Below are 22,817 nucleotides of genomic sequence, written 5' to 3' on the forward strand. Positions count from 1 at the left end.
ACAGACTTCCGGACACGATTCACTCCCGGTGCATCAGAGGGCGGAGGGGCTGATGTGACCTATGAATCTCATCCGTGTATCGGGCCGGTCAACCCTCGTGCAGGGATGAATAGCCTTTGAAAACAAAGTGGTTGACGGAGCAAAACCTGACATTACTTCCCAGAGCCTCCCGCATACATCACATGTATGACTCGCACCTCGCTCGGTCTCGGCTTGACCGGCACGGTGTTAGCCATGACACCGTGCCCGTGGAACCAGCGGCCCGAAAGGGCGCCGAGTCCTCACCGGGGAGTGGGGCCGGGGCCGGCCCGGCCAGGGCGGTCAGCATCTTCGACGTGGCCAAGGCCGCCGGAGTCTCCCACCAGACCGTGTCCCGCGTGATCAACGGCAGGCCGAGGGTGAAGGAAGTCACCCGGGAGCGGGTCCGGGAGGTGATCGACGCGCTGGGCTACGGGCCCAACCGGCTGGCCAGAGCGCTCCGAGGTATCGAGGAGGCGGCCCGCGGGGCGGACTTCATGGTGTCGATCAGCGTGCTGGACGACCACGCCCCGCTGACATCCGAGGACATCACCGGCAGGCTCGCCCGCCCAGGCGAGCCCGTGCTGGTGATCGCCTTCAACGGGCCGGGGCGGCCGGCCTGGCGGGCGCTGCCCGTCGGGTACCCCGCGGCCGCCGTGGTGGAGATGCCGCCCGGAGGGCGTGACACCGGCTGGCCTGTGGTATGGCTCGACGACCGGACGGCGGCGGCCCAGGCCACCCGTTACCCGCTCGGTCTGGGGCACGGAACCGTCCGCTACCTGGCGATCCCGTCGTCGACCACCAAGGTCGGCCGGCGCACCGAGGCGTGGCGGGACGCCCTGGCGGGCGCCGGGCGCCCGGCGCCCGAGCCCCTGGAAGGCGGCTGGAGCCCACGGTCCGCCTATCTGGCCGCCCGCGCGCTGGTCGCCGACCCGCAGGTCACCGCGGTGTTGTGCGGCAACGACGAACTCGCCCTCGGTGTGCTGCGCGCGGCGCGGGAGGCGGGCCGGGATGTCCCAGGAGACCTGAGCGTCGTCGGCTTCGACGACACCCCCTACGCCGGATTCATCCTCCTCGCCCTGACCACCGTACGGCTGGACCGCACCAGCCGCACCGCCGCCGCACCGAGCACGGCAACCAGTTGGTCCTCAACCTCGCCCGCCCTGAGGTGGCGGACTGGCTGTACGGCACACTGCACGACCTGCTGTCGAAGAACGCGATCGACTTCCTCAAGTGGGACATGAACCGCCCCTTCACCGAGGCCGGCTGGCCCGCGGCCTCGGGCGACCCGGACCGCCTCTGGATCGATCACGTACGCAACCTGTACGCCGTGATCGACCGGCTGCGTGCCGACCACCCGGGGCTGCGCATCGAGTCGTGCAGCAGCGGTGGCGGCCTGGTCGACCTGGGCATCCTCGCCCGTACCGACCAGGTGTGGACCTCCGACAACACCGACGCGGCGGACCGCGTGGACATCCAGCACGGCTTCTCGCAGGTCTACCCCGCGCGGGTCATGGGCGCCGGGGCAACCGTCAGCCCCAATCCGTACACGGGACGGCGACTGCCCCTGGACTTCCGTTTCCATGCCGCCATGGCCGGAGTGCTGGGCGTCGGCGACGACCTCAACCGCTGGGACGAGGGCGAACTGGCGCGGGCCGCGGAGCACGTGGCCGCCTACAAGCGTGTACGACAGCTGGTTCAGCGGGCGAACAGTACCGGCTGCGGACTGTCGGCGACGGCGAGCTGAGCGCCGTGCAGTACCTCGCGCCGGACGGTCGCGAGACCGCGGTGATCGTCCTGCGCCGGGCGCGGCGCTTCGGTCACCACGACCGTCCGCTGCCGCTGCGGTCGCTCGATCCGGCCGCCCGCTACCTGGACGCGCTCACCGGTGCCGTCCACCACGGTGCCGTCCTGCTCAGCCAGGGACTGCCGTTGGACCTGGACGCCGACGACTACGCCTCCGCGCTCGTCCATCTGGTGCGTGAGCAGGGCTGATTCCGATCCTGCCACATCGGCCGCCGGAAGGGGCGGGGGCTGCCGCAACCTGCGACCCCCGGCCCCCTCTGAAGGTGTGCTCCGTCCAGCGAGCATCGACATTGATGGGATTGATTCCTCGTCCTGTGGCGAGGGCCTGCCTTCGAGTCCTCTTTGTTACCAGCGGATTTCGAGTTTCTACGTCAGGGGTATGGACAGCTCAGTCGGGCTCTGTCTATAAAGACATCCCATCTATCGGGGGAATCAGTCGCCCGCCGGATCAGTGCGAGGAACAATGACGAGACTCAGAACTGCTCTCTTCTCCGCGGTATCGGCCTGCTCGGCTCTGGCCCTGCTCAGCGCCTGCAGCTCCAGCACCGACTCCTCGTCAGCGACGAGCGACAAGCCGCTGGTGGGTGTCGACTACCCGCGCTCCGACACCGACTTCTGGAACTCGTACATCAAGTACACGCCGGAGTACGCCAAGCAGCTCGGCCTCTCGCTGAAGACCACGAACTCCCAGAACGACGTGGCCAAGCTGACCTCCAACGCGCAGACGTTCATCAGCCAGGGTGTCAAGGGCATCGCGATGGCGCCGCAGGACACCGCCGCGATCGCGCCGACCCTGGCGCAGCTGGAGGCGAAGAAGATCCCGGTCGTCACCGTCGACACCCGCCCCGACAGCGGCAAGGTGTTCATGGTGGTGCGGGCCGACAACCGCGCCTACGGCGAGAAGGCGTGCCAGTTCCTCGGTACGAAGCTCGACGGCAAAGGCAAGGTCGTCATGCTGGAGGGCGGTCTGGACTCGATCAACGGCCGTGACCGCACCGAGGCGTTCAACGACTGCATGAAGAAGAACTACCCAGGCATCAAGGTCTTCGGCGAGCCCACCAACTGGGACGGCGCGACGGCCGCGCAGAAGCTCCAGACGGACCTGACCGCCCACCCGGACATCAAGGGCGTCTACATGGAGTCCAGCTTCGCCCTGTCCGGCACGCTCCAGGTGCTCAAGCAGAAGGGGCTGCTGGTCGGTCCGAAGGACAAGAAACACGTCTTCATCGTGTCCAACGACGGCATCCCTGAGGAGCTCAAGGACATCGCCGCCGGCAACATCGACGCGACCGTCTCCCAGCCCGCCGACCTCTACGCCGAGTACGCGCTGTACTACCTGAAGGCGGCGATCGACGGAAAGACGTTCAAGCCGGGCAAGACCGACCACGACAGCACAATCATCAAGGTTCGTGACGGTCTGCTGGAGGACCAGCTCTCCGCCCCGCTCGTCACCGCCGACGGCGGTACCTACGGCGGTGTGCCCAGCGTGAAGAGCGACGACAAGTCGCTGTGGGGCAACAACCTCGACTGATGGTCCGTCGGAAAAGCCAACAGCTCACGATTTCAAGGCGGTTGAGATGAGCGACGGGGAGCGAGCAGTCACCCCCGCGCCCGCCCCGGCTGACGACGGGCGGGCCCCCGCAGCCCCGCCCGTCGTCGAGGCGACGGGCATTGTCAAACGATTCGGTCCGACGGTGGCCCTGCGTGATGCCCGGATCACCGTCCGGCCGGGCGAGACGCACGCCCTGGTCGGCCGCAACGGAGCCGGGAAGTCGACCCTGGTGTCCGTCCTGACCGGTCTGCAAGCCCCGGACGAGGGCACGGTGACCTTCGGGGGCGAGCGGGCCCCCCGGCTCGCCGACCGGGACGCCTGGCGGCAGCGCGTGGCCTGCGTCTACCAGAAGTCGACGATCATCCCCGCGCTGACCGTGGCCGAGAACCTCTTCCTCAACCGCCACCAGCGCGGACGCAGCCGCCTGATCAGCTGGCAGGGCATGCGCGGCCGGGCCCAGGAACTGCTGTCGACCTGGTCGGTGAACGTCTCCCCGCAGACCATGGCCGGCGATCTGAGTGTGGAGCAGCGGCAGTTCGTCGAGATCGCCCGGGCGTTGTCCTTCGGGGCCCGGTTCATCATCCTCGACGAGCCGACGGCCCAGCTCGACGCCGCCGCCATCAACCGGCTCTTCGACCGGATCCGCGACCTGCAACGGCAGGGCGTCACCTTCCTGTTCATCAGCCACCACCTCCAGGAGATCTACGAGATCTGCGACATGGTGACGGTGTTCCGCGACGCCCGGCACATCGTGACCGCCCCGGTCGCCGAGCTGCCGCGGACCGAACTGGTCGCCGCCATGACCGGTGAGGCCGCCGGGTCCGACCGTCCGGAGCGGGCGGGCGGTCCCGACACCGCCGCTCGGACCGCCCTGGACGTGCGTGCCCTGCGCAGCGAGGGTGTGTTCGAGGACATCAGCTTTACCGTGGCCGCCGGTGAGATCGTGGGGCTCGCCGGCGCTGCGGGCAGCGGCCGTACGGAGGTCGCCGAGACCGTCGTAGGGCTTCGGGCCGCCGGGGCGGGCGAGCTGGAGATAGCCGGGAACCGGCCCCGGCCGGGCAGCGTCCCGGCCGCGCTCGCCGCCGGCGCCGGGTTCGTCCCGCAGGACCGGCACCACCAGGGCTTCGTCCCGGACATGTCGATCGCGGACAACGCCACCCTGTCGGTGCCCGGCCGTATCGCGCAGCGCGGCCTGCTGAGCCGGGCCCGCCGGGACCGGCTCGCCGGGGACATGATCGAGAAGCTGGCGATCAAGACCCCTGGGCCGGAACTCCCGGTATCCGCACTGTCCGGGGGCAACCAGCAGAAGGTGGTCATGGCACGCGCCCTCGCCGACGACCCCCGGCTGCTGGTCCTGATCAACCCGACGGCAGGCGTGGACGTGCGGTCCAAGGAGTTCCTCCTCGGCAAGGTCGAGGAGACGGCGGACGCCGGAACCGGAGTGCTCATCGCCTCCGACGAACTCGACGACCTGCGCATGTGCGACCGGGTCCTGGTGATGTTCCAGGGCCGGATGACGACGGAGATCGCCCGCGGCTGGCACGACCACGACCTCGTCGCCGCGATGGAAGGAGTGGACCTCGATGCCTGAAACCGCCCTCGCGGAGACCCCCGCGCCCGAGACGGGAGAACAGCCCGGGCGTCGCGCACTGTTCGGCGGACGCGTCCCCCTCGCCCGGCTGCGCGACCTCGCCCTGGTCCCCGCCATCGTCGTCATCGCGATCGTCGGCCAGATCGTCAACCCGATCTTCCTGCAGACGGACAACCTGATCAACGTCCTGCAGACCATGTCCGAGATCGCGCTGCTGGTCCTCGCCCAGACGATGATCCTGATCGTCAAGAAGATGGACCTGTCCCTGGAGTCCACCATGGGCCTCGCGCCCGGCGTGGCGGCCTGGCTGGTGGTGCCCACCGGCGCCGGGCACGGACTCGGCCTGCTCCCCGGTGCCTGGGCGATCCCCGTCACGCTCGCCGTGGGCGTACTGATCGGTGTGGTCAACGCGCTGCTGATCATCCGCTTCGGCCTCAACGGCTTCATCGTCACTCTCGGCATGCTGATCGTCCTGCGCGGCATCCTCACCGGCATCTCGGGCGGGCAGACCTTCTTCCAGCTGCCCGAGTCGATGCTCTACCTCGGAACCGCGGAATGGTTCGGCATGCCCGCCTCCATCTGGGTCTGCCTGGTGCTGTTCGCCGTCGCGATCGTCGTCCTCGGCTGGACCAGCTTCGGCCGCTCCCTCTATGCCATCGGCGGCAACGTCGACGCCGCGAGGGCCGCCGGCATCCGCACCGACCGGGTGCTCGCGATCGTCATCATCACCGGCAGTCTGCTCGCCGCCCTCGCCGGACTGCTGCTGTCCGGACGGCTGGCCTCGGTCGCCTCCGCGCAGGGCAACGGCTACATCTTCACCGTCTTCGCCGCCGCCGTCATCGGAGGCATCAGCCTCAACGGCGGCAAGGGCACCATGTTCGGCGCCTTCACCGGCATCCTGCTCCTCTTCATGATCCAGAACGTGCTCACCCTGGCGGGCGTCCCCGCCCAGTGGATCGGGGCCCTCAACGGCCTGATCATCCTGGTCGCCCTCTGCATCTCCCGTATCACGGGCGGCAAGGTCCAGGACTGAACCGACCGCGACGGAGCCACAGTGCCGATCGCAGTCCCGTACATCCCGTCGCAGAGCGCCGAGCGCCCGACCGACCCTCACAGGAGTTCCCGCCATGACGCCTGCCGTGCCCGCATCCGCCCGCATCACCGCCCTGGACGTGCTCGACGTGCGCTTCCCGACGTCCGAGCACCTGGACGGGTCCGATGCGATGAACCCCGAGCCCGACTACTCGGCCGCCTACGTCGTCCTGCGCACCGACGCCGGCGACGGACTCGAGGGCCACGCCCTGGCGTTCACCACCGGTCGCGGCAACGACGCGCAGGCCGCCGCCATCGCCACCCTCGCCCCGCACGTCGTGGGCCTGTCGGTGGAGGAGGTCTGCGCCGACCTCGGCGCCTTCGCCCGCTCCCTCGTCCACGACCCCCAACTGCGCTGGCTGGGACCGGAGAAGGGCGCCATCCACATGGCGACCGGAGCCGTCGTCAACGCCGCCTGGGACCTGGCCGCCAAGCGGGCCGGCAAGCCCGTGTGGCGGTTCCTCGCCGAGATGACGCCCGAGGAGCTGGTCGCCCAGGTCGACTTCCGCTGGCTGTCCGACGCCCTCACCCCCGAGGACTCCCTGGAAATCCTGCGCCGCGCCGAACCCGGCCGCGAGGAGCGCATCGCCCACCTGCTGGAACACGGCTACCCCGCCTACACCACCACCCCCGGCTGGCTCGGCTACTCCGACGAGAAGCTGTCCCGCCTCGCCCGCGAGGCCGTCGCCGACGGCTTCGCCCAGATCAAGCTGAAGGTCGGCGCCGATCTGGAGGACGACATACGCCGGATGCGCACCGCCCGGGAGACCGTCGGCGCGGACATCCGTATCGCCGTGGACGCCAACCAGAGATGGGACGTGCGGCCCGCCATCGACTGGATGCGCGCGCTGGCCCCCTACGACCCGTACTGGATCGAGGAGCCCACCTCACCCGACGACATCCTCGGCCACGCGGAGGTCCGCAAGGCCCTCGCGCCCATCAAGGTCGCGACCGGCGAGCACATCGCCAACCGGGTCGTCTTCAAGCAACTCCTCCAGGCCGGCGCGGTGGACATCGTGCAGATCGACTCCGCGCGGGTCGGCGGCGTCAACGAGAACATCGCCATCCTCCTGCTTGCCGCCAAGTTCGGTGTCCCCGTCTGCCCGCACGCCGGCGGCGTCGGCCTGTGCGAGATGGTCCAGCACCTGTCGATGTTCGACTACGTCGCGGTCACCGGGACCACCGAGGACCGGGTCATCGAGTACGTCGACCATCTCCACGAGCACTTCGTCGACCCCGTCCGCATCGCCCACGGCAACTACCTGGCACCCGAACTCCCGGGCCTGAGCGCCCAGATGCACCAGACGTCCCTCAAGGAGTACACCTACCCCGACGGCCCGGTCTGGTCCGCCCGTGTCTGAGCCGCTGTCCCTGGTCGACGCCCACCACCATCTGTGGGACCTCGATCGCCGCCCCCAGCCCTGGCTCGACGAGCCTGGACACGAGCCGATCCGCCGCTCGTTCGGCCCCGGCGACCTGCGCTCGGCGGCCACCCGGCCGATCGCGGGCCGTCGGCTGACGGGCACGGTGGTCGTCCAGTGCGTGACATCGTTGCCCGAGACCCGTGAACTGCTCGCCCTGGCCGACGAGGACCCGCTCGTCGCCGCCGTCGTCGGCTGGGCGGACCTGACCTCCCCGACCGTCGGAGACGTCCTCGACGAGCTGCGGGACGGGCCCGGCGGCGGTCACCTGCGGGCCCTGCGCCACCTCGTGCAGGGCGAGCCGGACCCTGCATGGCTGCAACAGCCCTCCGTGGAGCGGGGGTTGCGCGCGGTCCAGGAACGCGGCCTCGGATACGACGTGCTGATCCGCAGCCACCAGTTCCCGCAGGCGATCCGCCTGGCCGAGCGGTTCCCCGGACTGGAGCTGGTCCTGGACCACGCCGGAAAGCCGGACCTCGTCACCGGCGAACTGAAGGACTGGGCACGGCAGGTGGGAGAACTGGCCGGCCACCCGCAGGTGCGGTGCAAGGTCTCGGGTCTGGTCACCGAGGCCGACCACGACAAGTGGACGCTCGACGACATCCGGCCGGCGTGGGACGTGCTGCTGTCGGCCTTCGGCCCGGACCGGCTGATGTTCGGCTCGGACTGGCCGGTCTGCAACCTCGCCGGCAGCTGGAACCGCTGGGCGGAGACGGTCGAGGAACTCCTCCACGACTGCTCCGGAAGCGAGACCGAGGCGGTGCTCGCCGGCACGGCCGCCTCCTTCTACCACCTTCCCGCACACCGGACCGAGGGGACGGCCGCGTGCTCCTGACCGAACTGCTGCACCCCGGCATCCTCGAAGCCCTCGCCGGAGCCGGTCACGGCGCCCGTGTCCTGCTCGCCGACGGTCACTACCCGGCGAGCACCGCCACCGGTCAGCGCGCCAGGACCGTGCACCTCAACCTCGCACCCGGTCTGCTCGACGTCACCAGCGTCCTCGACGTCCTGCTGCGCGCGCTGCCCGTCGAGTCGGCCCATGTGATGGTGCCGCCGGAGGGCGAACCCGAGCCGCCCGCGATCGCCGAGTACCGCTCCCGGCTCGCGCCCGTACCGGTCGAGACGCTCGGCCGCTTCGAATTTTACGACGCCGCCCGCTCGCCCGACCTGGCGCTGGCGATCGTCACCGCCGACACCCGTACCTACGCCAACCTGCTGCTGACCATCGGCGTCCGCGCGGAAGGGACCCTGACCTCACCATGAGTCTTGCTGTTCGTTATGTTTCTGCTCGCACGCTGGAGACGGCCGTGGTGGAGGGGGCGCCGCCGGGCGCGGGGGAGGTGGAGCTGGCCCCCGCCTACGTCGGTGTCTGCGGTACCGACCTGCACATCTTCCACGGTGACATGGACGCCCGGGTCGCCGTGCCCGCCGTCCTTGGGCACGAGATGTCCGGCCGGGTCGTCCGTGTCGGCGCGGGGGTGGAGGGCTGGGCGCCCGGCGACGCGGTGACGGTGATGCCGCTGCGCTGGGACGACACCTGCCCCGCTTGCCAGGCCGGTCACCAGCACGTCTGCCAGCACCTGGACTTCATCGGCATCGACTCACCGGGCGCGATGCAGCAGCGCTGGACCGTGCCGGCCGCCACCCTCGTCCGCCTGCCCGACTCGCTTGCCCTGGACCGGGCCGCGCTCGTCGAACCGACAGCCGTGGCTGTGCACGACGTCGGCCGGGCCGGCGTCCAGGACGGCGAGAAGGTCGTCGTGGTGGGCGGCGGGCCGGTGGGTGTGCTGATCGCGCTGGTCGCGCGGGGTGTGGGCGCCGAGGTGCGGTTGGTGGAGCTGAGCGCGCACCGCCGTCTGCTGGCCGAGGAACTGGGCCTTCGGACCTGGGACCCGGCCGCGGTCGACGTGTCCGAGCTCGTCCGCGAGTGGACCGGTGACGCCGGCGCGGACGTCGCGTTCGAGGTGTCGGGGGCGGCGGCCGGCGTGGAGAGCGCGGTCGATGTCCTGGGCGTGCGGGGCCGGTTGTGCCTGGTCGCCATCCACTCCCAGCCCCGGGAGGTCAATCTGCACCGCTTCTTCTGGCGCGAACTCACTCTGGTGGGCGCCCGGTTGTACGACCGCGCCGACTTCGAGAGGGCTGTGGCGCTGGTCGCCGACGGGACCGTCCCGGTCGAGCGGCTGATCAGCAAAGTGGTGGCGCTGGACGCGGCTCCCTCGGCGTTCGAGGCCCTGGAGGGCGGCGGCGACGTGATGAAGATCCTCGTGGACTGCGGCAACGACGAGACGGGAGCGGGCGCGTGAGCCTGTTCGATCTGAGCGGACGGCTGGCCGTGGTCACCGGGGCCCGGCGTGGTATCGGCCGGGCGATGGCCCGGGCACTGGCCTCGGCGGGCGCGGACGTCATTGGCGTCAGCGTCAACCTGGAGGAGACCGGCAGCGAGGTGGAGAAGGACGTCACCGCGGCGGGCCGCACCTTCGAGGCGATCCGTACGGACTTCGCCGATCCCGACGCCGTACGCGCCCTGGGCGCCGAGCTCGCCGGACGGGAACGCCCGGTGGACATCCTGGTCAACAACGCGGGCACGATCCGCCGCACCCCGGCCGCCGACCACTCCGACGCGGACTGGGACCTGGTCATCCAGGTCAACCTGCATGCCCAGTTCGCGCTGACCCGCGCGGTCGGCGCCACAATGGTCGCCCGAGGCCGGGGCAAGGTCGTCTTCAGCGCGTCGCTGCTCAGTTTCCAGGGCGGGATCACCGTGCCCGGCTACACCGCGGCCAAGCACGGGATCGCCGGGCTGACCAAGGCGCTGGCCAACGAGTGGGCGCCGCACGGGGTAAACGTCAACGCGATCGCGCCGGGCTACATCGCCACCGACAACACCCAGGCGCTGCGCGACGACGCCGGCCGCAGCCGGGCGATCCTGGAGCGGATCCCGGCCCGACGCTGGGGCGAGGCCGATGACATCGCCGGCGCCACCGTCTTCCTCGCCTCGGACGCCGCAGCCTACATCCACGGCACCATCCTTCCCGTCGACGGTGGATGGCTCGGCCGATGACCAGCGGCCTCGCGTCCGTACTGTCCGGCACCAGGATCCTGCCGGTGCTGACCGTGCCCTCGGCCGCGATGGCCGCCCCGCTCGCCGCCGCGCTGGCGGCGGGCGGGGCCCGGTGCGGCCGAGGTCACCTTCCGAACCGACGCCGCAGAGCAGGTGATGAAGGCGATGGCGGCGCACGGTGGCCTTACCGTCGGTGCCGGTACGGTCCTCACCGCCGAGCAGGCCGAACGCGCCGTCGCGGCCGGCGCACACTTCGTCCTCTCACCCGGCTTCGACGAGGAAGTTGTCGAGAAATGCCGGGAGTTGGAGGTGCCCGTCGTCCCGGGCATCGCCACGGCGACCGAGCTGATGCGGGCGCTGCGGGCCGGGCTCGACACGGTGAAGCTGTTCCCGGCCGAACCGCTCGGCGGTCCGGACACCCTTCGGGCCCTCGCCGCGCCGTTCCCGCAGGCGCGGTTCGTGCCGACCGGCGGCATCGGCGTCGACCGGCTGGCCGACTATCTCGCCGAGCCCTCGGTCCTCGCCGTGGGCGGCAGCTGGCTGGCTCCCGTCGCCCTCCTGGAGCGCGGCGACTACGCGGAGATCCTGCGGCTGACCGCGCAGGCGGTCGAGAGGAGCACGCCGTGACCGACGTGGTGGCCCTCGGGGAGGTGATGCTCCGCTTCGACCCGGGTGAGGGCCGTATCCGCACCACCCGCTCCTTCCAGGTGTGGGAGGGCGGCGGCGAGTACAACGTCGTACGGGGACTGCGCCGCTGCTTCGGGCGCAGTACGGCCGTCGTGACCGCGCTGGCCGACAACGCGGTGGGCCGGCTGGTCGAGGACCTGATCCTGCAGGGCGGCGTCGACACGTCCCTGGTCCGCTGGGTTCCCGCGGACGGCATCGGCCGTACCGCGCGCAACGGCCTGAACTTCGTGGAACGCGGCTTCGGTATCCGTGGCGCCCTGGGCGTCAGCGACCGGGCGAACACGGCGGTGTCCCAGCTGCGGAAGGGGGACGTCGACTGGGACGCCGTCTTCTCCGCGGGGGTGCGCTGGTTCCACACCGGGGGGATCTTCGCCGGGCTGTCCGACACCACCGTGGACGTCGCCGACGAGGCCATGGCGGCGGCCCGACGGCACGGGGTGACCGTGTCGTACGACCCCAACTACCGCCCCAGCCTGTGGGAGGGCCGGGGAGGCGCCGACCGGGCCCGTGAGGTCGATCTGCGGCTCGCCCGGCACGCCGACGTCGTCGTGGGCGCCCTGGGCCTTACGGGGAGGCACCCGGGGGCGGTGCGCGTCGGCGCGGACGAACTTCCGGACGCCCTCGCGGAGGTGTCCGGACTCCTGCCGCGGGCCGGGGTATTGGCGACGACCCTGCGTGCGGTGCCCTCGGCGGGGGTGAACGACTGGTCGGCCGCGGCATGGTCGCCCGGGACCGGTTTCCTCACCGGGCCTCTGATGCCGGGCCTGCACGTCCTGGACCGCATCGGCTCCGGCGACGGTTTCGCCGCCGGACTGATCCACGGTCTGCTCGCCGGCGAGAGCCTGGAGCGCGCCCTCGCCTACGGCACCGCGCACGGCGCCCTCACCATGACCACGCCCGGCGACGTCTCCATGGCCTCACTCGCCGAGGTGGAGGCGCTGATGGCCGGAGGCTCCGCGGCCGTCCGACGCTGAGCCGGGCACCGAACCACCCGCACCCTGGAGTATCCCTTGCAGCGCAGGAAGATCACGAACACCCGGGTCGAGCTCACCGAACTCGGCTTCGGCGCCTCGGTCATCGGCAACCTGTACCGGGTCACCCCGGCCGAGGACGCGGCCTCGGCGGTCGAGGCTGCCTGGCAGGCCGGTATCCGCTACTTCGACACCGCGCCGCACTACGGCCTGGGACTGTCGGAGGCGCGACTGGGCGCGGCCCTGCGCCACCGTCCGCGGGACGAGTACGTCGTATCGTCCAAGGCCGGCCGCCTGCTGGTGCCCAACGAGAGCCCCAGGGGCGTCGACAGCGAGGGTTTCGTCGTCCGCGACGACCTGCGCCGGCAGTGGGACTTCAGCCGGGACGGGGTCCTGCGCTCCATGGAGGCCACCCTGGAGCGGACCGGCCTCGACCGGTTGGACGTGGTCTATCTGCACGACCCCGACGAGCACTGGAGGCAGGCCGCGGACCAGGCCATGCCCGCCCTCGCCGACCTGCGCGACCAGGGGGTGATCGGCGCGATCGGGGCCGGCATGAACCAGTCGGCGATGCTCGCCCGCTTCCTCCGCGAGACCGCCGCCGACGTCGTCATGCTCGCCGGCCGCTACACCCTCCTCGACCAGTCCGCCCTCGACGACGTCCTGCCCGCCGCACACGAACACGGCAAGAGCGTCGTCGCGGTCGGCGTCTTCAACTCCGGACTCCTCGCCCACGACCGCCCCGCCGAGGGCATGAAGTACGACTATCAGGACGCCCCGACGCACCTGGTCACCCAGGCACAGCGCATCGCGGAGGTGTGCGAGGAGCACGGGACGAGCCTCCCGGCCGCCGCGCTGACCTTCCCGTTCACCCACCCCAGTATCATCAACGTCACCCTCGGCATGCGGAATCCGGAACAGGTCATGCGAAACGTCGAGCTCCACCGGCGACGCGTCCCCACGGGGCTCTGGGACGATCTTCGGGCTCAGGGACTCATCAGGCCGGATGCGCCCGCGTAGCAGGCTCAGGGAAGGAGTTCGCCATGTCTCTGACGGACAGGGCAATCGAGCAGATCCGGGAACTGATCCGGACCGGAGCGCTGCCCCCGGGCTCCAAACTGCCGCCCGAGCAGGAGTTGTCCGCGCAACTCGGGCTGTCCCGCAACCTCGCCCGGGAAGCCGTCAAGGCGCTCGCCGTGGCCCGTGTGCTGGAGGTCCGGCGAGGCGACGGCACCTATGTCACCAGCCTCCAGCCGAGCCTGCTCCTCGAAGGGCTCGGGGGAGCGGTCGAGCTGATGCAGAGCGACAAGGGCGCGCTGCTGGACCTGATGGAGGTGCGGCGGCTGCTCGAACCCCTTGCCACCGCCCTCGCCGCCACCCGGATCACCGATGACGGCCTGGCCGCGGTCAAACGCCACCTCGACGCCATGCGGGAGGCCCGTGAGGATGTCGAGCGGCTGAACTCCCACGACGCGGCCTTCCACCGGGCCGTCGTCTCCGCCACGGGCAACGAATCGCTGCTCACCCTTCTCGAAGGCATCTCCGGTCGCACTCTCCGCGCTCGTATCTGGCGCGGCCTCGTCGACGACCAGGCCGCGGGGCGGACCCTCGCGGAGCACGAGGCGATCTACGCGGCCCTTTCGGCACGTGACTTCGCCCTCAGCCAGGCGGCGGCGCTGCTGCACGTCAGCAACACCGAGGAGTGGCTGCGCGAGCACCTCCGTACGTCCGCTTCCCTTGGGGACGACCCGGGGAGCGCCGAGGACGGGGCCGACCTCAAGGCATCCTGAACGGCGCGGCCGGCGCGGCTCGCCGACGGCGGAGCGGGGCCGTTGTGGGGTTCCGTCTGCCCTCAGGCCGGGTCGGCGCAACATCGCGATGCCGCTCCCGCACATGTCGGTGCGTGCGAGGCGGCGGCTGCTCCGGGGACCCTTGAAAGCCGAGTGGAACTTGGTTTTAGATGAGGGGCCGCCATCGGGTGGCACCCCCGCGACAAGCGCCTGACCGGCCCGCGGCTGCACCATCGGGACGATGCGGCCCGGCCCAGAGCCGAGGAACCCCTAGTGAACACAGCCTCCCGCCACCCCGCTGCCGCCTGGGCCTCCCCGGGCCTGCTGGCCACCGGTCGACTGGCCACGCACGCGCTGGACCACCCGGACCGAGTGCGCCTGGACGGAACCTGGGAGTTCCAGCTGCTGCCGCACCCCGACGCGGCACCGGGGGAGTCCTGGGACACCATCGACGTCCCAGGGGCCTGGACCCTGCAGGACAAGGGTGACCTCCCGCACTACACCAACATCGTGATGCCCTTCGAAGCGGAGCCGCCGTACCCGCCGACGGCCAACCCGACAGGGGTGCACCGGAGGCGGTTCGACGTGCCGCGGGAGTGGCTGGCCCGGCGGACCGTGCTGCACGTCGGCGCGGCGGAGAGCGTACTGCTGGCCCGGCTGAACGGGCACGAGGTCGGCATCAGCAAGGACTCGCACCTGGCGGCCGAGTTCGAGGTCACCGGGCTGTTGCGCGAGCACGGCAACGAACTGGTGCTGACCGTGGTGAAGTACTCCGACGCCAGTTACGTGGAGGACCAGGACCAGTGGTGGCACGGCGGGATCACCCGCTCCGTCCACCTGTACACCACCGGGCCGACCTATCTGGAGGACGTGCACGTCGTCGCCGACTTCGACGCGGAGGCCGGGAGCGCCTCGCTGCGCGTCGCCACGCACGTCGCCACCAACTCCGGAAACCTCTCGGACGGCTGGCGGGTACGCGTACGGGTGCCCGGTCTGCTCGACGCTGTCGAGATCCCGGTGCCGGTCCCGGAACCGCCCCGGGGCATGACACCGACTTTCCCGACCGGGGACGAGATCCCGCAGCCGATGATCCCCGCGGACACCCTCGACCTGCTGAGCCTGCGCCCTGCGCGGGCGCCCCTGGGGGAGGAGGAGGCCACCACCGCGGACCTGATCCAGCAGGTGCTGTTCCCGCCGCCTCCGGGCGTGGCCGTGGTGCGCGCGTCCGGCCTGCCTGCCGCACCGTGGTCCGCGGAGGACCCGCGCCGTTACGGCCTGGAGGTGGAGCTGCTGGACCCCGACGGCACGGTGGCGGAGCGCACCACCCTGTCCATCGGGTTCCGCCGGGTGGAGATCCGCGGACGGGACCTGCTGGTCAACGGCCGCCGGGTGCTGATCCAGGGCGTCAACCGGCACGACGCCGACCCCCACACCGGTCGTACCGTCGGCCGCGAGCGCATGGAGCGGGAACTCTCCCTGCTCAAGAGGTTCAACGTCAACGCCATCCGCACCTCGCACTACCCCAACGACCCCGTGTTCCTGGAGCTGTGCGACACCTACGGGTTCTACGTGGTCGACGAGGCGGACATCGAGGCCCACGCGTACGCCTCCTCGCTGGCCCACGACCTGCGCTACCTGCCGGCCTTCGTCGACCGGATCGCGCGGATGGTGCGGAGGGACAAGAACCACCCGAGCGTGATCGTCTGGTCGCTGGGCAACGAGAGCGGCTACGGACCCGTCCATGACGCCGCCGCGGCCTGGGTGCGCGCCTTCGACCCGACCCGGCCGGTGCAGTACGAGGCGGCGATCCAGCCTGACTGGTACGCGGGCCACGCCGCCAGCGACATCGTCTGCCCGATGTATCCGGTGCCCGCGGCACTGCAGGCGTACTCGGCGTCCCCGGACGCGGACCGCCCGCTCATCCTGTGCGAGTTCCAGTACGCGCAGGGCAACTCCAACGGTGGCTTCGACGAGGTCTGGCGCCTGCTGGAGAGCGCACACGGCCTGCAGGGCGGCTTCGTCTGGGAGATGCTCGACCACGGCCTGGACCCGGACCGTGACGGCCGATACAGGGCGGGCGGCGACTTCGGGGACCAGCCCCACGACGGACTCGCCTGCATCAACGGACTGGTCTTCCCGGACCTCACCCCCAAGCCCGCTCTGTACGAGGCCCGGACCCTGTTCGCTCCGCTCACCCTGGCCGCGGCCCCCGACCGGGCCCGGTCGGATCTGCAGCGGGGACGACTGCGCCTGCGCAACCGGCAGGCCTTCAACGACACGACGGGCCTCGAACTGTCCGCGCAGGTGGAGACCTCCACCGGACCGTCGCCGTCCGTTCCGCTGTCCTGCCCCGTCATCGGACCGGGCGAAGAGGGAGTGCTGGCGCTCCCGGAGACGCTGCGGCGGGCGGCGACGGCGACGGACGCCCTGGCGGTCACCGTGATCGTGGCCACCGCGGACGATCACCCCTGGGGACCGGCCGGCACCGAACTTTCCCGCCTCCAGATCTCCCGGCCGCGCTCCTCCGCTCTCGGGTCCGCCGGGGCCGGAGTTCCGGCGGCCGTGCCGCTCGACGCCGACGGCATGCTCGACCGCCCCGGCCTGGGCGCCGCCCCCGAGCTGTCGCTGTGGCGTGCCCTCACCGACAACGACGCCGCGGGCGTACTCGACCACCGGCTGCGCCGCACCGGACTGTTCCGCACAGAGCGCAAGCTGGTGTCCGTGACCGAGGGGCCGGGCGCGGCGACGGTGGAGGCGGCCTTCACAGCGGCGTTCGGGCAGGTGGTCACGCACCGGCGGACCATCACCGCCCTCGGTGGTGACGCGTTCCGGTTCGACGAGGAGGTCGTCCTCCCCGACACGTTCGAGGAGCTGCCCCGGGTGGGGCTGGTGCTGGAGACCCTTCCCGGCTTCGACCGCATCGCCTGGACCGGTCTCGGCCCGCACGAGACCTACCCGGACCGCCGGGCGTCCGGCCTGCTCGGTCGCTGGGAGAGCACGGTCGCCGACCTCGCCGTACCGTACCTGCGCCCGCAGGAGAACGGCGGCCGTGCCGAGGTCATGGACCTGGAACTCGGTGACGCGGCCGGGCGCCGACTACGGCTGCGCACGGACCGGCCCGTCCAGATGAACGCCTCCCACCAGCGGGTCTCGGACCTCGAGTCGGCCGGGCGGGTCTGGCAGCTCACCCCGCGTCCGCAGACCGTGCTCCATCTCGACGTCGCACACCGAGGTCTCGGCACGGAGGCCCTCGGCCCGGACACCGCCCCCCGGTTCCGGATCCGGCCGGGCACGTACGCCTGGAGCTGGGAGCTGGCCTTCGACGGTTTCCAGGAGTGAGACCCAGATCTCCACGGGACTCGACGCAAGAACTTGAACAGCACCCTCAAGTTGGAGTTACGGTGGGGATATATCTTGAGGGCCTCCTCAAGATGATGGAGAGGGTCTGATCAGGATGACTGACCGTGACGATGTGCTGGACCTCGTGGCGCGTTCCGCCGACGCGGTGAACCGGCTGGACGCCGAACAGTTCGAGAGTCTGTGGACGCCCGAGGCGACCTGGGTGATCGACCCGCCCCTGGACTTCACCCTGGAGGGTTCCCGGGCGGAGATCGCCAAGGGGTTCGAGGCGGGGATGCGGGCGATGTGGGTGTCGTTCCTCCAGTTGATCCACAGCACGACGGTGGACATCGACGGGGACACCGCGACCGCACGGACGTACCTCACCGAACAGGGGATTCGTCTGGACGGCACCGGCCAGGTCCTGCACGGTGTCTACGAGGACACCGTCGTCCGCACCGACGAGGGCTGGCGGTTCGTCAGGCGGCACTTCCGCTACCTCTACCTCGACCAGCCGCAGCTCGGCGGCCAGGCCGCCGCGACCGGGACGTTCGCGCTCCCCGTCGCCCACTGAGCGGCACGGAGCCGGTGATTCCGGTACCCCGGTTACGATGCCGGGATCACCGGTCGGCGCGCGTCGGGCGCGGCGAGTTCCGGAGGAGGGCGCATGACAGGCCGACGTGACGGCACGCGGACGAGCGAGGACCCACCCTCGCCCCGGCTGCGCGCGGACGCCCGCCGCAACGTGGAGAAGCTGCGCGACGCGGCCCGGGAGATCTTCCTCCGGGAGGGCCTCGAGACGCCCCTGGAGGACATCGCCCGCAGGGCGGGGGTCAGCATCGGAACCCTCTACAACCGGTTCGGCAGCCGGGCCGAGCTGATCGACCAGGCCGTCGCGGACGTGGCGGCGCAGCGGCTCGTCGCGCTGGCCGGGCTCGTCGACCAGGCGGACGGCCCGTGGGCGAGGTTCGCCGCCTTCGTCTGGGGGACCTGCGAGATGCAGGCCGCCGACCGGGCGTTCAACGACGTCGTGGCCCGCCGCTACGCAGACGCTCCCCGGCTGCGGGCGATCTGCGACGACAACCTCGTCGTCGGCGACGACCTCATGCGCGCGGCGCAGGCCTCCGGTGTGCTGCGCCGCGATCTCACCCGGGACGATCTCTACCGTCTCTTCCGTTCGATCGCAGCACTGATACGCGACGGGGAGCCGGACGAGGGGTGGCGCCGGCACCTCGAGTACTTTCTCGACGGTCTGCGCACGGGCGGGCCCGCCGCACGGTGACGCGGGGACCACCTGCGCGGTGGTGTCCCCGACACCCGGTCTGCTGTGCCGCCGTTGCCTCCGCGCACAGCCCTCACACTGTGACCTTGCCAAGCCGCCGTCCGCCGTCGTTGTGAGTGTCCATCGCTGACCGGAGCCCCCGCGTCGGACGTCGACTGGACGAGCAGGGTGCCGTTGGCGGTGCCGGAGCCCGCCGTGTCCACGACGAGGCCGCTGCGCGCGTTGACCAGCCGGTACGGGCCCTTCAGGCCCGGAACCTCGGCGTGGTGAACAGGGAGCGCGGCAGCGTCGTGTCGGCCGGAGTCGTCGGGGAGAAGGCGTCCCTCGCTGCTCTCGCCGAACGCGCCAACGCCCTGCGCAGGGTCGGCGTCGACCCCGTAGTCATCATGGCACCGCACGAGCCGCCCTCGCCCTGCTCGGTTTGAACACGGCCGTACCTCCTGGACAAAGATCGCGAAAAGTACGAGACGGCATCAAGGAGAGTTCAGTGTGCAGCTTTGGGTGATGTCGTCGGTGTAGACGATCGTCCGGCGTCCTGCCCCTCGCCCGGGCCGTGGGGGGAGTGTGCCCGGGCGAGGGTGCCCGTCACTCGCCCGGGTGGGAGAGCTCGATGTCGTGGCCGTCCACGCTGGAGCCGAGGGTCAGGTGGGTGGCCCGCGGCGGGGAGCCCGTCGCCGTGACCGTGTACTCGCCGCCGTCCAGGTCGGTGAAGCCGTACGCGCCGTCTTCGCCGGTGATGGCGCTGGCCACCACGTTGCCGGCCGCGTCGACCAGGGTGACCCGGGCGTCGTTCAGCGGCAGGCCAGCGGCCGTGACCACGCCCCGCAGCCGTGAGCCGGAGGTCAGCTCGATCTCGGTCCTGGTGACACCGTGCGTGGCGACCTCGGCCGGCAGCGCCAGGGGCCGGTACCCGGCCGCGGTCACGGCGAGGGTCACCTGGCCGGGCACCAGCGCGGTGAATCCGAACGTGCCGTCCGCCCCCGAGATTCCGGTGTCGATCACCTCTCCGCGCACATCGGCCGCGACCACCAGGGCACCGCCGACCGGTGCCTTGGTGTCGGCCGACCTGACGATGCCGAGCAGACCGCTGGTGCCGGAGAGGAGTATGTCGTACGAGACCGGCTCGTCGCCGACCACGACCATCGAGGCCTGCGGCTGGTAGTCGTCGGCGGACGCGATGAGCACGTAGCCGCCGACACCCGGTGCGTACAGCCGGTACGAGCCGTCCGGCCGGGACATCGCACGGCCCAACTGCCGTCCGCCCAGGGAGATCAGCGTGACGGCGGCCCGCGCGACGGGCGTGTCCTCGGCGCCGCGGACGCGCCCGACGACCGGTGTTCCGCTGGAGGACGGGATCGGGGCCGCGCCGCTCGCGGGCGCCGCCGGGACATCGGCCGCGGAGAGCGGCTGCTCCGAAGAGCCGGAGGCAGGCACCGCAGCAGAGCCGACCGTGTCCGGCGCCGTCTCTTCGGCGTTGCTCCGGCGCAGCCCGACTGCCGCGAGGAGGCCACCGACGAGGGCGAGGATCCCGGTGGCCAGGACTGCCGTATGGACGCCGTTCATGAAGGCCGTGTGGCTGCCCTCCGTCACGGCGGCCCTGAGCTGTGCGGGCATGGAGTCACTGACCGGGCTGACGCCCATCGCGACCGCGTCCTTCGCCTCGTCGAGGCGGGCGGCGACCGGGCCGGGCACCCCGGCGTCGGTGAGCGAGCCGGTGAGGGTGGAGCCGACGCGGCTGCTGATGATCGAGACGAGGACCGAGGTGCCGAGCGCGCCGCCGATCTGCAGCGCCGTGCCCTGCAGTCCCCCCGCGACGCCGCCATCCCGGACCGGGGCGTTGCCGACGATCGCGTCGGAGGACGCGGACATCACCATGCCGACACCGAGGCCGAGCGCGGCGAACGGCGGCCACATGGCGGCGTAGGAGGAGTCGGTGCTCCAGGCGAGCATCGTGAACGCGGCACCAGCCTGCAGTGCCATGCCCAGCGGCATGGTCAGACGCGGGCCGAACTTCTCGGTGAGCTTCGCGCCGATCGGCGAGGCCACCATGGAGACCAGGCTGAGCGGCAGGGTGCGCACCCCGGCCTGAACGGGCGTGAAGCCGCGGACGTTCTGCAGGTACAGCATCACGAAGAAAATCACGCCGAGCAGGACGAAGAAGTTCAGCGCGGTGACGAACGTACCGATGGTCAGGGCTGGGCTGCGGAACAGGCGCATGGGCAGCAGAGGGTGCGTCACGCGGGTCTCGTACCAGGCGAAGAGGACCAGGACGACCAGGCCCCCGCCGATCGAGCCGAGCGTGCCGCCCGATGTCCAGCCCCAGGTCTCGCCCTTGACGACACCGAAGACGACCGCGAGCAGTCCGAGCGCGAGCAGGACGACTCCGGGTACGTCGAACGTCTCGTCCCCGGCAGCCTCGTTCCTGGACTGCGGCAGCACGAACAGGCTGAAGACGAGGGCGATGACGCCGATGGGGGCGTTGATGTAGAAGACCGACTCCCAGTTGACGTGCTCGACAAGCAGTCCGCCGACGATCGGGCCGAGCGCGGTGGAGACGGACGAGATCATCGCCCAGATGCCGACGGCCATGCCGAACTTCTTCGGCGGGAACACCGCGCGCAGCAGGGCGAGGGTGTTGGGCATGAGCATCGCGCCGAGGAGTCCCTGTGCGGCGCGGAAGGCGATGACGCCTTCGATCGAGCCTACGAGCCCGATGGCGACGGAAGACAGGGTGAACCCGACGACGCCGACGAGGTAGAGGGTCCGGCGTCCGAGACGGTCGCCGAGCTTGCCGCCGAGGATGAGGGTGGCGGCGAGCGCGAGCAGGTAGGAGTTGGTGACCCACTGCAGTTCGGCCGTGCTGGCGTGCAGGTGGCGGGCGATCTCGGGGTTGGCGATCGAGACGACGGAACCGTCGAGGCCGACCATGAACAGGCCGAAGGCGACGGCGATCAGGGTCAGCCAGGGGTTGGCCCGTGGATCGCGGGATCGGGAGGCGTGGGACTGCCGGGCGGGCGCCGCGGAGACAACGGTGACAGGCATGGGCGAGGTGTCCTCGGAGTGCGTGACACGCGAAAGGCCGCGTGGACGTGTGGGGTTGTGGTGGGGGGAGTGGTTGGTGGGGCAGCACATCCGGCCACGCACCCGGCCCAGGCCGCATCGACGGCGAGGGCGGTGTGCGTGCGGAGGCCGCGACCGGTCAGACGGAGTGGTCGCGGAGGCGCTGGGCGAGGCCTGCGAGGGCGCCGAGGGCCGAGCCGAGGGCCTCGGTCTCGCCGTCGGTGAGGGTGCGCAGCGCGGACGCGAGCTGCCGGATCGCGACGTCCTCGGCCTCGGCGATACGCCGACGGGCCTCGGCCGTGACACGCAGGTGCGCGACACGCTTGTCGGTGTCGTCCAGGTGGCGTTCGAGCATGCCCGCGTCGGTGAGGCGGGTGACCAGGGCGCTGACATTGTTCGGCTTCATCAGCAGCGCGCGGGCCGCTTCGTGGACGGTGGCGTCGTCATTCTCGGCGACATACCGAAGGAGCGCCAGTTGGCGCTCGGGGGGCTTCGGGTAGGGCAGTCGGGCCGCGATGGCCCGTTCGACGGACCTGTTCAGCGCGGGCAGGCACGCCGCGAGGCCTGCGGCCACGTGGTCGATGCGCTGGCTCCCACTCTGGCGAGCCTCGCTGACTCCGGACATGCCCGCAAGTTACCTATGAACGGAAACCTATGTCAACATACCAAAGCCCGTGATGTCGGCCCCGGACGCGATTGCGTGCTCGCCGCGGGCGCATTTGTTGACATGGAAACTTTTCCGGTCTACCTTTGGTTCTGTGTCAACAAACAGTGTGTGTGTTCTGCCCGGGAACGGCCCGAGTCGGCCGACCGGGACGGGGGCGACGCACTGTCGGACAGGTTCGTCGATGAAGGTCGCTCCGCAGACGGGCGAGGGGCCGGAGGCCCGTCCCGCCGGGTCCACGCCCATGTCGCGGGCGGCTTCACCTTCGCGCCGTGCCCACGGGGCGGACCAGGAGCGTTTCGTTCATTCGCGAGGGCGCCGACTGTCACATCGACGTGATCCGATCGGGCTCTGATGGGTTTCCGGGCCGGGGTCGGGGTTCTCACGTACCTGAGCCAGGTGTCACACCGTGACCGCGCGGAGGCCTCGTCGTCCCGCGCGCGCCACGGCAGGCCGCCCGCTACTCCGCCGGTGTCCGAGTGA

Annotated in this window: 21 protein-coding genes and 1 pseudogene; 19 read left to right on the plus strand and 3 right to left on the minus strand. The window is 71.0% G+C overall.

The window, feature by feature from the left end:
* Nucleotides 1-242: 242 nt before the first annotated feature.
* From ACFWPS_RS44995 to ACFWPS_RS45085, 19 genes are all read left to right on the plus strand, one after another.
* Nucleotides 243-1,262 carry a LacI family DNA-binding transcriptional regulator gene (locus tag ACFWPS_RS44995; RefSeq protein ID WP_383717580.1) on the plus strand — a complete coding sequence of 340 codons (1,020 nt, stop codon included), beginning with the start codon at nucleotides 243-245 and terminating at the stop codon, nucleotides 1,260-1,262.
* Nucleotides 1,160-1,765, plus strand: a complete 606-nt coding sequence (locus tag ACFWPS_RS45000) for an alpha-galactosidase (RefSeq protein WP_383717583.1) — start codon at nucleotides 1,160-1,162, stop codon at nucleotides 1,763-1,765. The genes ACFWPS_RS44995 and ACFWPS_RS45000 overlap by 103 nt, the downstream gene beginning before the upstream one ends.
* 5 nt (nucleotides 1,766-1,770) lie before the next feature.
* Nucleotides 1,771-2,013: a GH36 C-terminal domain-containing protein gene (locus tag ACFWPS_RS45005; protein ID WP_383717586.1), complete on the plus strand. Its 243-nt coding sequence runs from the start codon at nucleotides 1,771-1,773 to the stop codon at nucleotides 2,011-2,013.
* A gap of 274 nt (nucleotides 2,014-2,287) precedes the next feature.
* Nucleotides 2,288-3,355, plus strand: a complete 1,068-nt coding sequence (locus tag ACFWPS_RS45010; RefSeq protein ID WP_383717589.1) for a sugar ABC transporter substrate-binding protein — start codon at nucleotides 2,288-2,290, stop codon at nucleotides 3,353-3,355.
* A gap of 46 nt (nucleotides 3,356-3,401) precedes the next feature.
* Nucleotides 3,402-4,967 (plus strand): sugar ABC transporter ATP-binding protein, encoded by a 1,566-nt coding sequence (locus tag ACFWPS_RS45015; protein ID WP_383717591.1) that lies wholly within the window; start codon nucleotides 3,402-3,404, stop codon nucleotides 4,965-4,967.
* Nucleotides 4,960-6,000, plus strand: coding sequence for an ABC transporter permease (locus tag ACFWPS_RS45020; protein ID WP_383717593.1), 1,041 nt, complete (start codon nucleotides 4,960-4,962; stop codon nucleotides 5,998-6,000). The genes ACFWPS_RS45015 and ACFWPS_RS45020 overlap by 8 nt, the downstream gene beginning before the upstream one ends.
* A gap of 94 nt (nucleotides 6,001-6,094) precedes the next feature.
* Complete coding sequence (locus ACFWPS_RS45025) at nucleotides 6,095-7,420, plus strand: L-fuconate dehydratase (RefSeq protein ID WP_383717595.1); 1,326 nt, start codon at nucleotides 6,095-6,097, stop codon at nucleotides 7,418-7,420.
* Nucleotides 7,413-8,315: an amidohydrolase family protein gene (locus ACFWPS_RS45030; RefSeq protein ID WP_383717598.1), complete on the plus strand. Its 903-nt coding sequence runs from the start codon at nucleotides 7,413-7,415 to the stop codon at nucleotides 8,313-8,315. Before ACFWPS_RS45025 ends, ACFWPS_RS45030 begins: the two co-directional genes overlap by 8 nt.
* Entirely contained in the window at nucleotides 8,306-8,743 is a 438-nt protein-coding gene (locus ACFWPS_RS45035) for an RbsD/FucU domain-containing protein (protein WP_383717601.1), read from the plus strand. Before ACFWPS_RS45030 ends, ACFWPS_RS45035 begins: the two co-directional genes overlap by 10 nt.
* Nucleotides 8,740-9,783, plus strand: coding sequence for a zinc-binding dehydrogenase (locus ACFWPS_RS45040; RefSeq protein ID WP_383717604.1), 1,044 nt, complete (start codon nucleotides 8,740-8,742; stop codon nucleotides 9,781-9,783). The genes ACFWPS_RS45035 and ACFWPS_RS45040 overlap by 4 nt, the downstream gene beginning before the upstream one ends.
* Nucleotides 9,780-10,541, plus strand: a complete 762-nt coding sequence (locus ACFWPS_RS45045) for an SDR family oxidoreductase (RefSeq protein WP_383717606.1) — start codon at nucleotides 9,780-9,782, stop codon at nucleotides 10,539-10,541. The genes ACFWPS_RS45040 and ACFWPS_RS45045 overlap by 4 nt, the downstream gene beginning before the upstream one ends.
* 165 nt (nucleotides 10,542-10,706) lie before the next feature.
* The gene (locus ACFWPS_RS45050; protein ID WP_383717609.1) at nucleotides 10,707-11,168 is read left to right on the plus strand and encodes a bifunctional 4-hydroxy-2-oxoglutarate aldolase/2-dehydro-3-deoxy-phosphogluconate aldolase; all 462 of its coding nucleotides are present in this window, start codon (nucleotides 10,707-10,709) and stop codon (nucleotides 11,166-11,168) included.
* Nucleotides 11,165-12,202, plus strand: a complete 1,038-nt coding sequence (locus ACFWPS_RS45055) for a PfkB family carbohydrate kinase (protein WP_383717612.1) — start codon at nucleotides 11,165-11,167, stop codon at nucleotides 12,200-12,202. Before ACFWPS_RS45050 ends, ACFWPS_RS45055 begins: the two co-directional genes overlap by 4 nt.
* A 36-nt stretch (nucleotides 12,203-12,238) precedes the next feature.
* A complete protein-coding gene (locus tag ACFWPS_RS45060; protein WP_383717614.1) occupies nucleotides 12,239-13,219 on the plus strand; it encodes an aldo/keto reductase in 981 nt (326 codons plus the stop codon).
* A gap of 23 nt (nucleotides 13,220-13,242) precedes the next feature.
* A complete protein-coding gene (locus ACFWPS_RS45065; protein WP_383717617.1) occupies nucleotides 13,243-13,989 on the plus strand; it encodes a FadR/GntR family transcriptional regulator in 747 nt (248 codons plus the stop codon).
* A 273-nt stretch (nucleotides 13,990-14,262) separates the two neighbouring features.
* A complete protein-coding gene (locus tag ACFWPS_RS45070) occupies nucleotides 14,263-17,328 on the plus strand; it encodes a glycoside hydrolase family 2 TIM barrel-domain containing protein (RefSeq protein WP_383717619.1) in 3,066 nt (1,021 codons plus the stop codon).
* A gap of 115 nt (nucleotides 17,329-17,443) precedes the next feature.
* Nucleotides 17,444-17,902: a nuclear transport factor 2 family protein gene (locus ACFWPS_RS45075; RefSeq protein WP_383717621.1), complete on the plus strand. Its 459-nt coding sequence runs from the start codon at nucleotides 17,444-17,446 to the stop codon at nucleotides 17,900-17,902.
* A 93-nt stretch (nucleotides 17,903-17,995) separates the two neighbouring features.
* Complete coding sequence (locus ACFWPS_RS45080; protein ID WP_383717623.1) at nucleotides 17,996-18,610, plus strand: TetR/AcrR family transcriptional regulator; 615 nt, start codon at nucleotides 17,996-17,998, stop codon at nucleotides 18,608-18,610.
* A gap of 266 nt (nucleotides 18,611-18,876) precedes the next feature.
* Nucleotides 18,877-19,035: a hypothetical protein gene (locus tag ACFWPS_RS45085; RefSeq protein ID WP_383717626.1), complete on the plus strand. Its 159-nt coding sequence runs from the start codon at nucleotides 18,877-18,879 to the stop codon at nucleotides 19,033-19,035.
* Nucleotides 19,036-19,195: 160 nt separating this feature from the next.
* Here ACFWPS_RS45085 and ACFWPS_RS45090 read toward each other — a convergent pair whose 3' ends face one another.
* The 3 genes and pseudogenes from ACFWPS_RS45090 to ACFWPS_RS45100 form a co-directional block, all read right to left on the minus strand.
* Nucleotides 19,196-20,044, minus strand: coding sequence for a collagen binding domain-containing protein (locus ACFWPS_RS45090; protein WP_383717672.1), 849 nt, complete (start codon nucleotides 20,042-20,044; stop codon nucleotides 19,196-19,198).
* A 48-nt stretch (nucleotides 20,045-20,092) separates the two neighbouring features.
* Nucleotides 20,093-21,652: pseudogene (locus ACFWPS_RS45095) on the minus strand (MFS transporter); the annotation flags it as partial.
* Between the two features lie 157 nt (nucleotides 21,653-21,809).
* Entirely contained in the window at nucleotides 21,810-22,295 is a 486-nt protein-coding gene (locus ACFWPS_RS45100; protein WP_383717629.1) for a MarR family winged helix-turn-helix transcriptional regulator, read from the minus strand.
* Between the last annotated feature and the right edge of the window lie 522 nt (nucleotides 22,296-22,817).

Source organism: Streptomyces sp. NPDC058457, assembly GCF_042720695.1.
Lineage (GTDB): Bacteria > Actinomycetota > Actinomycetes > Streptomycetales > Streptomycetaceae > Streptomyces.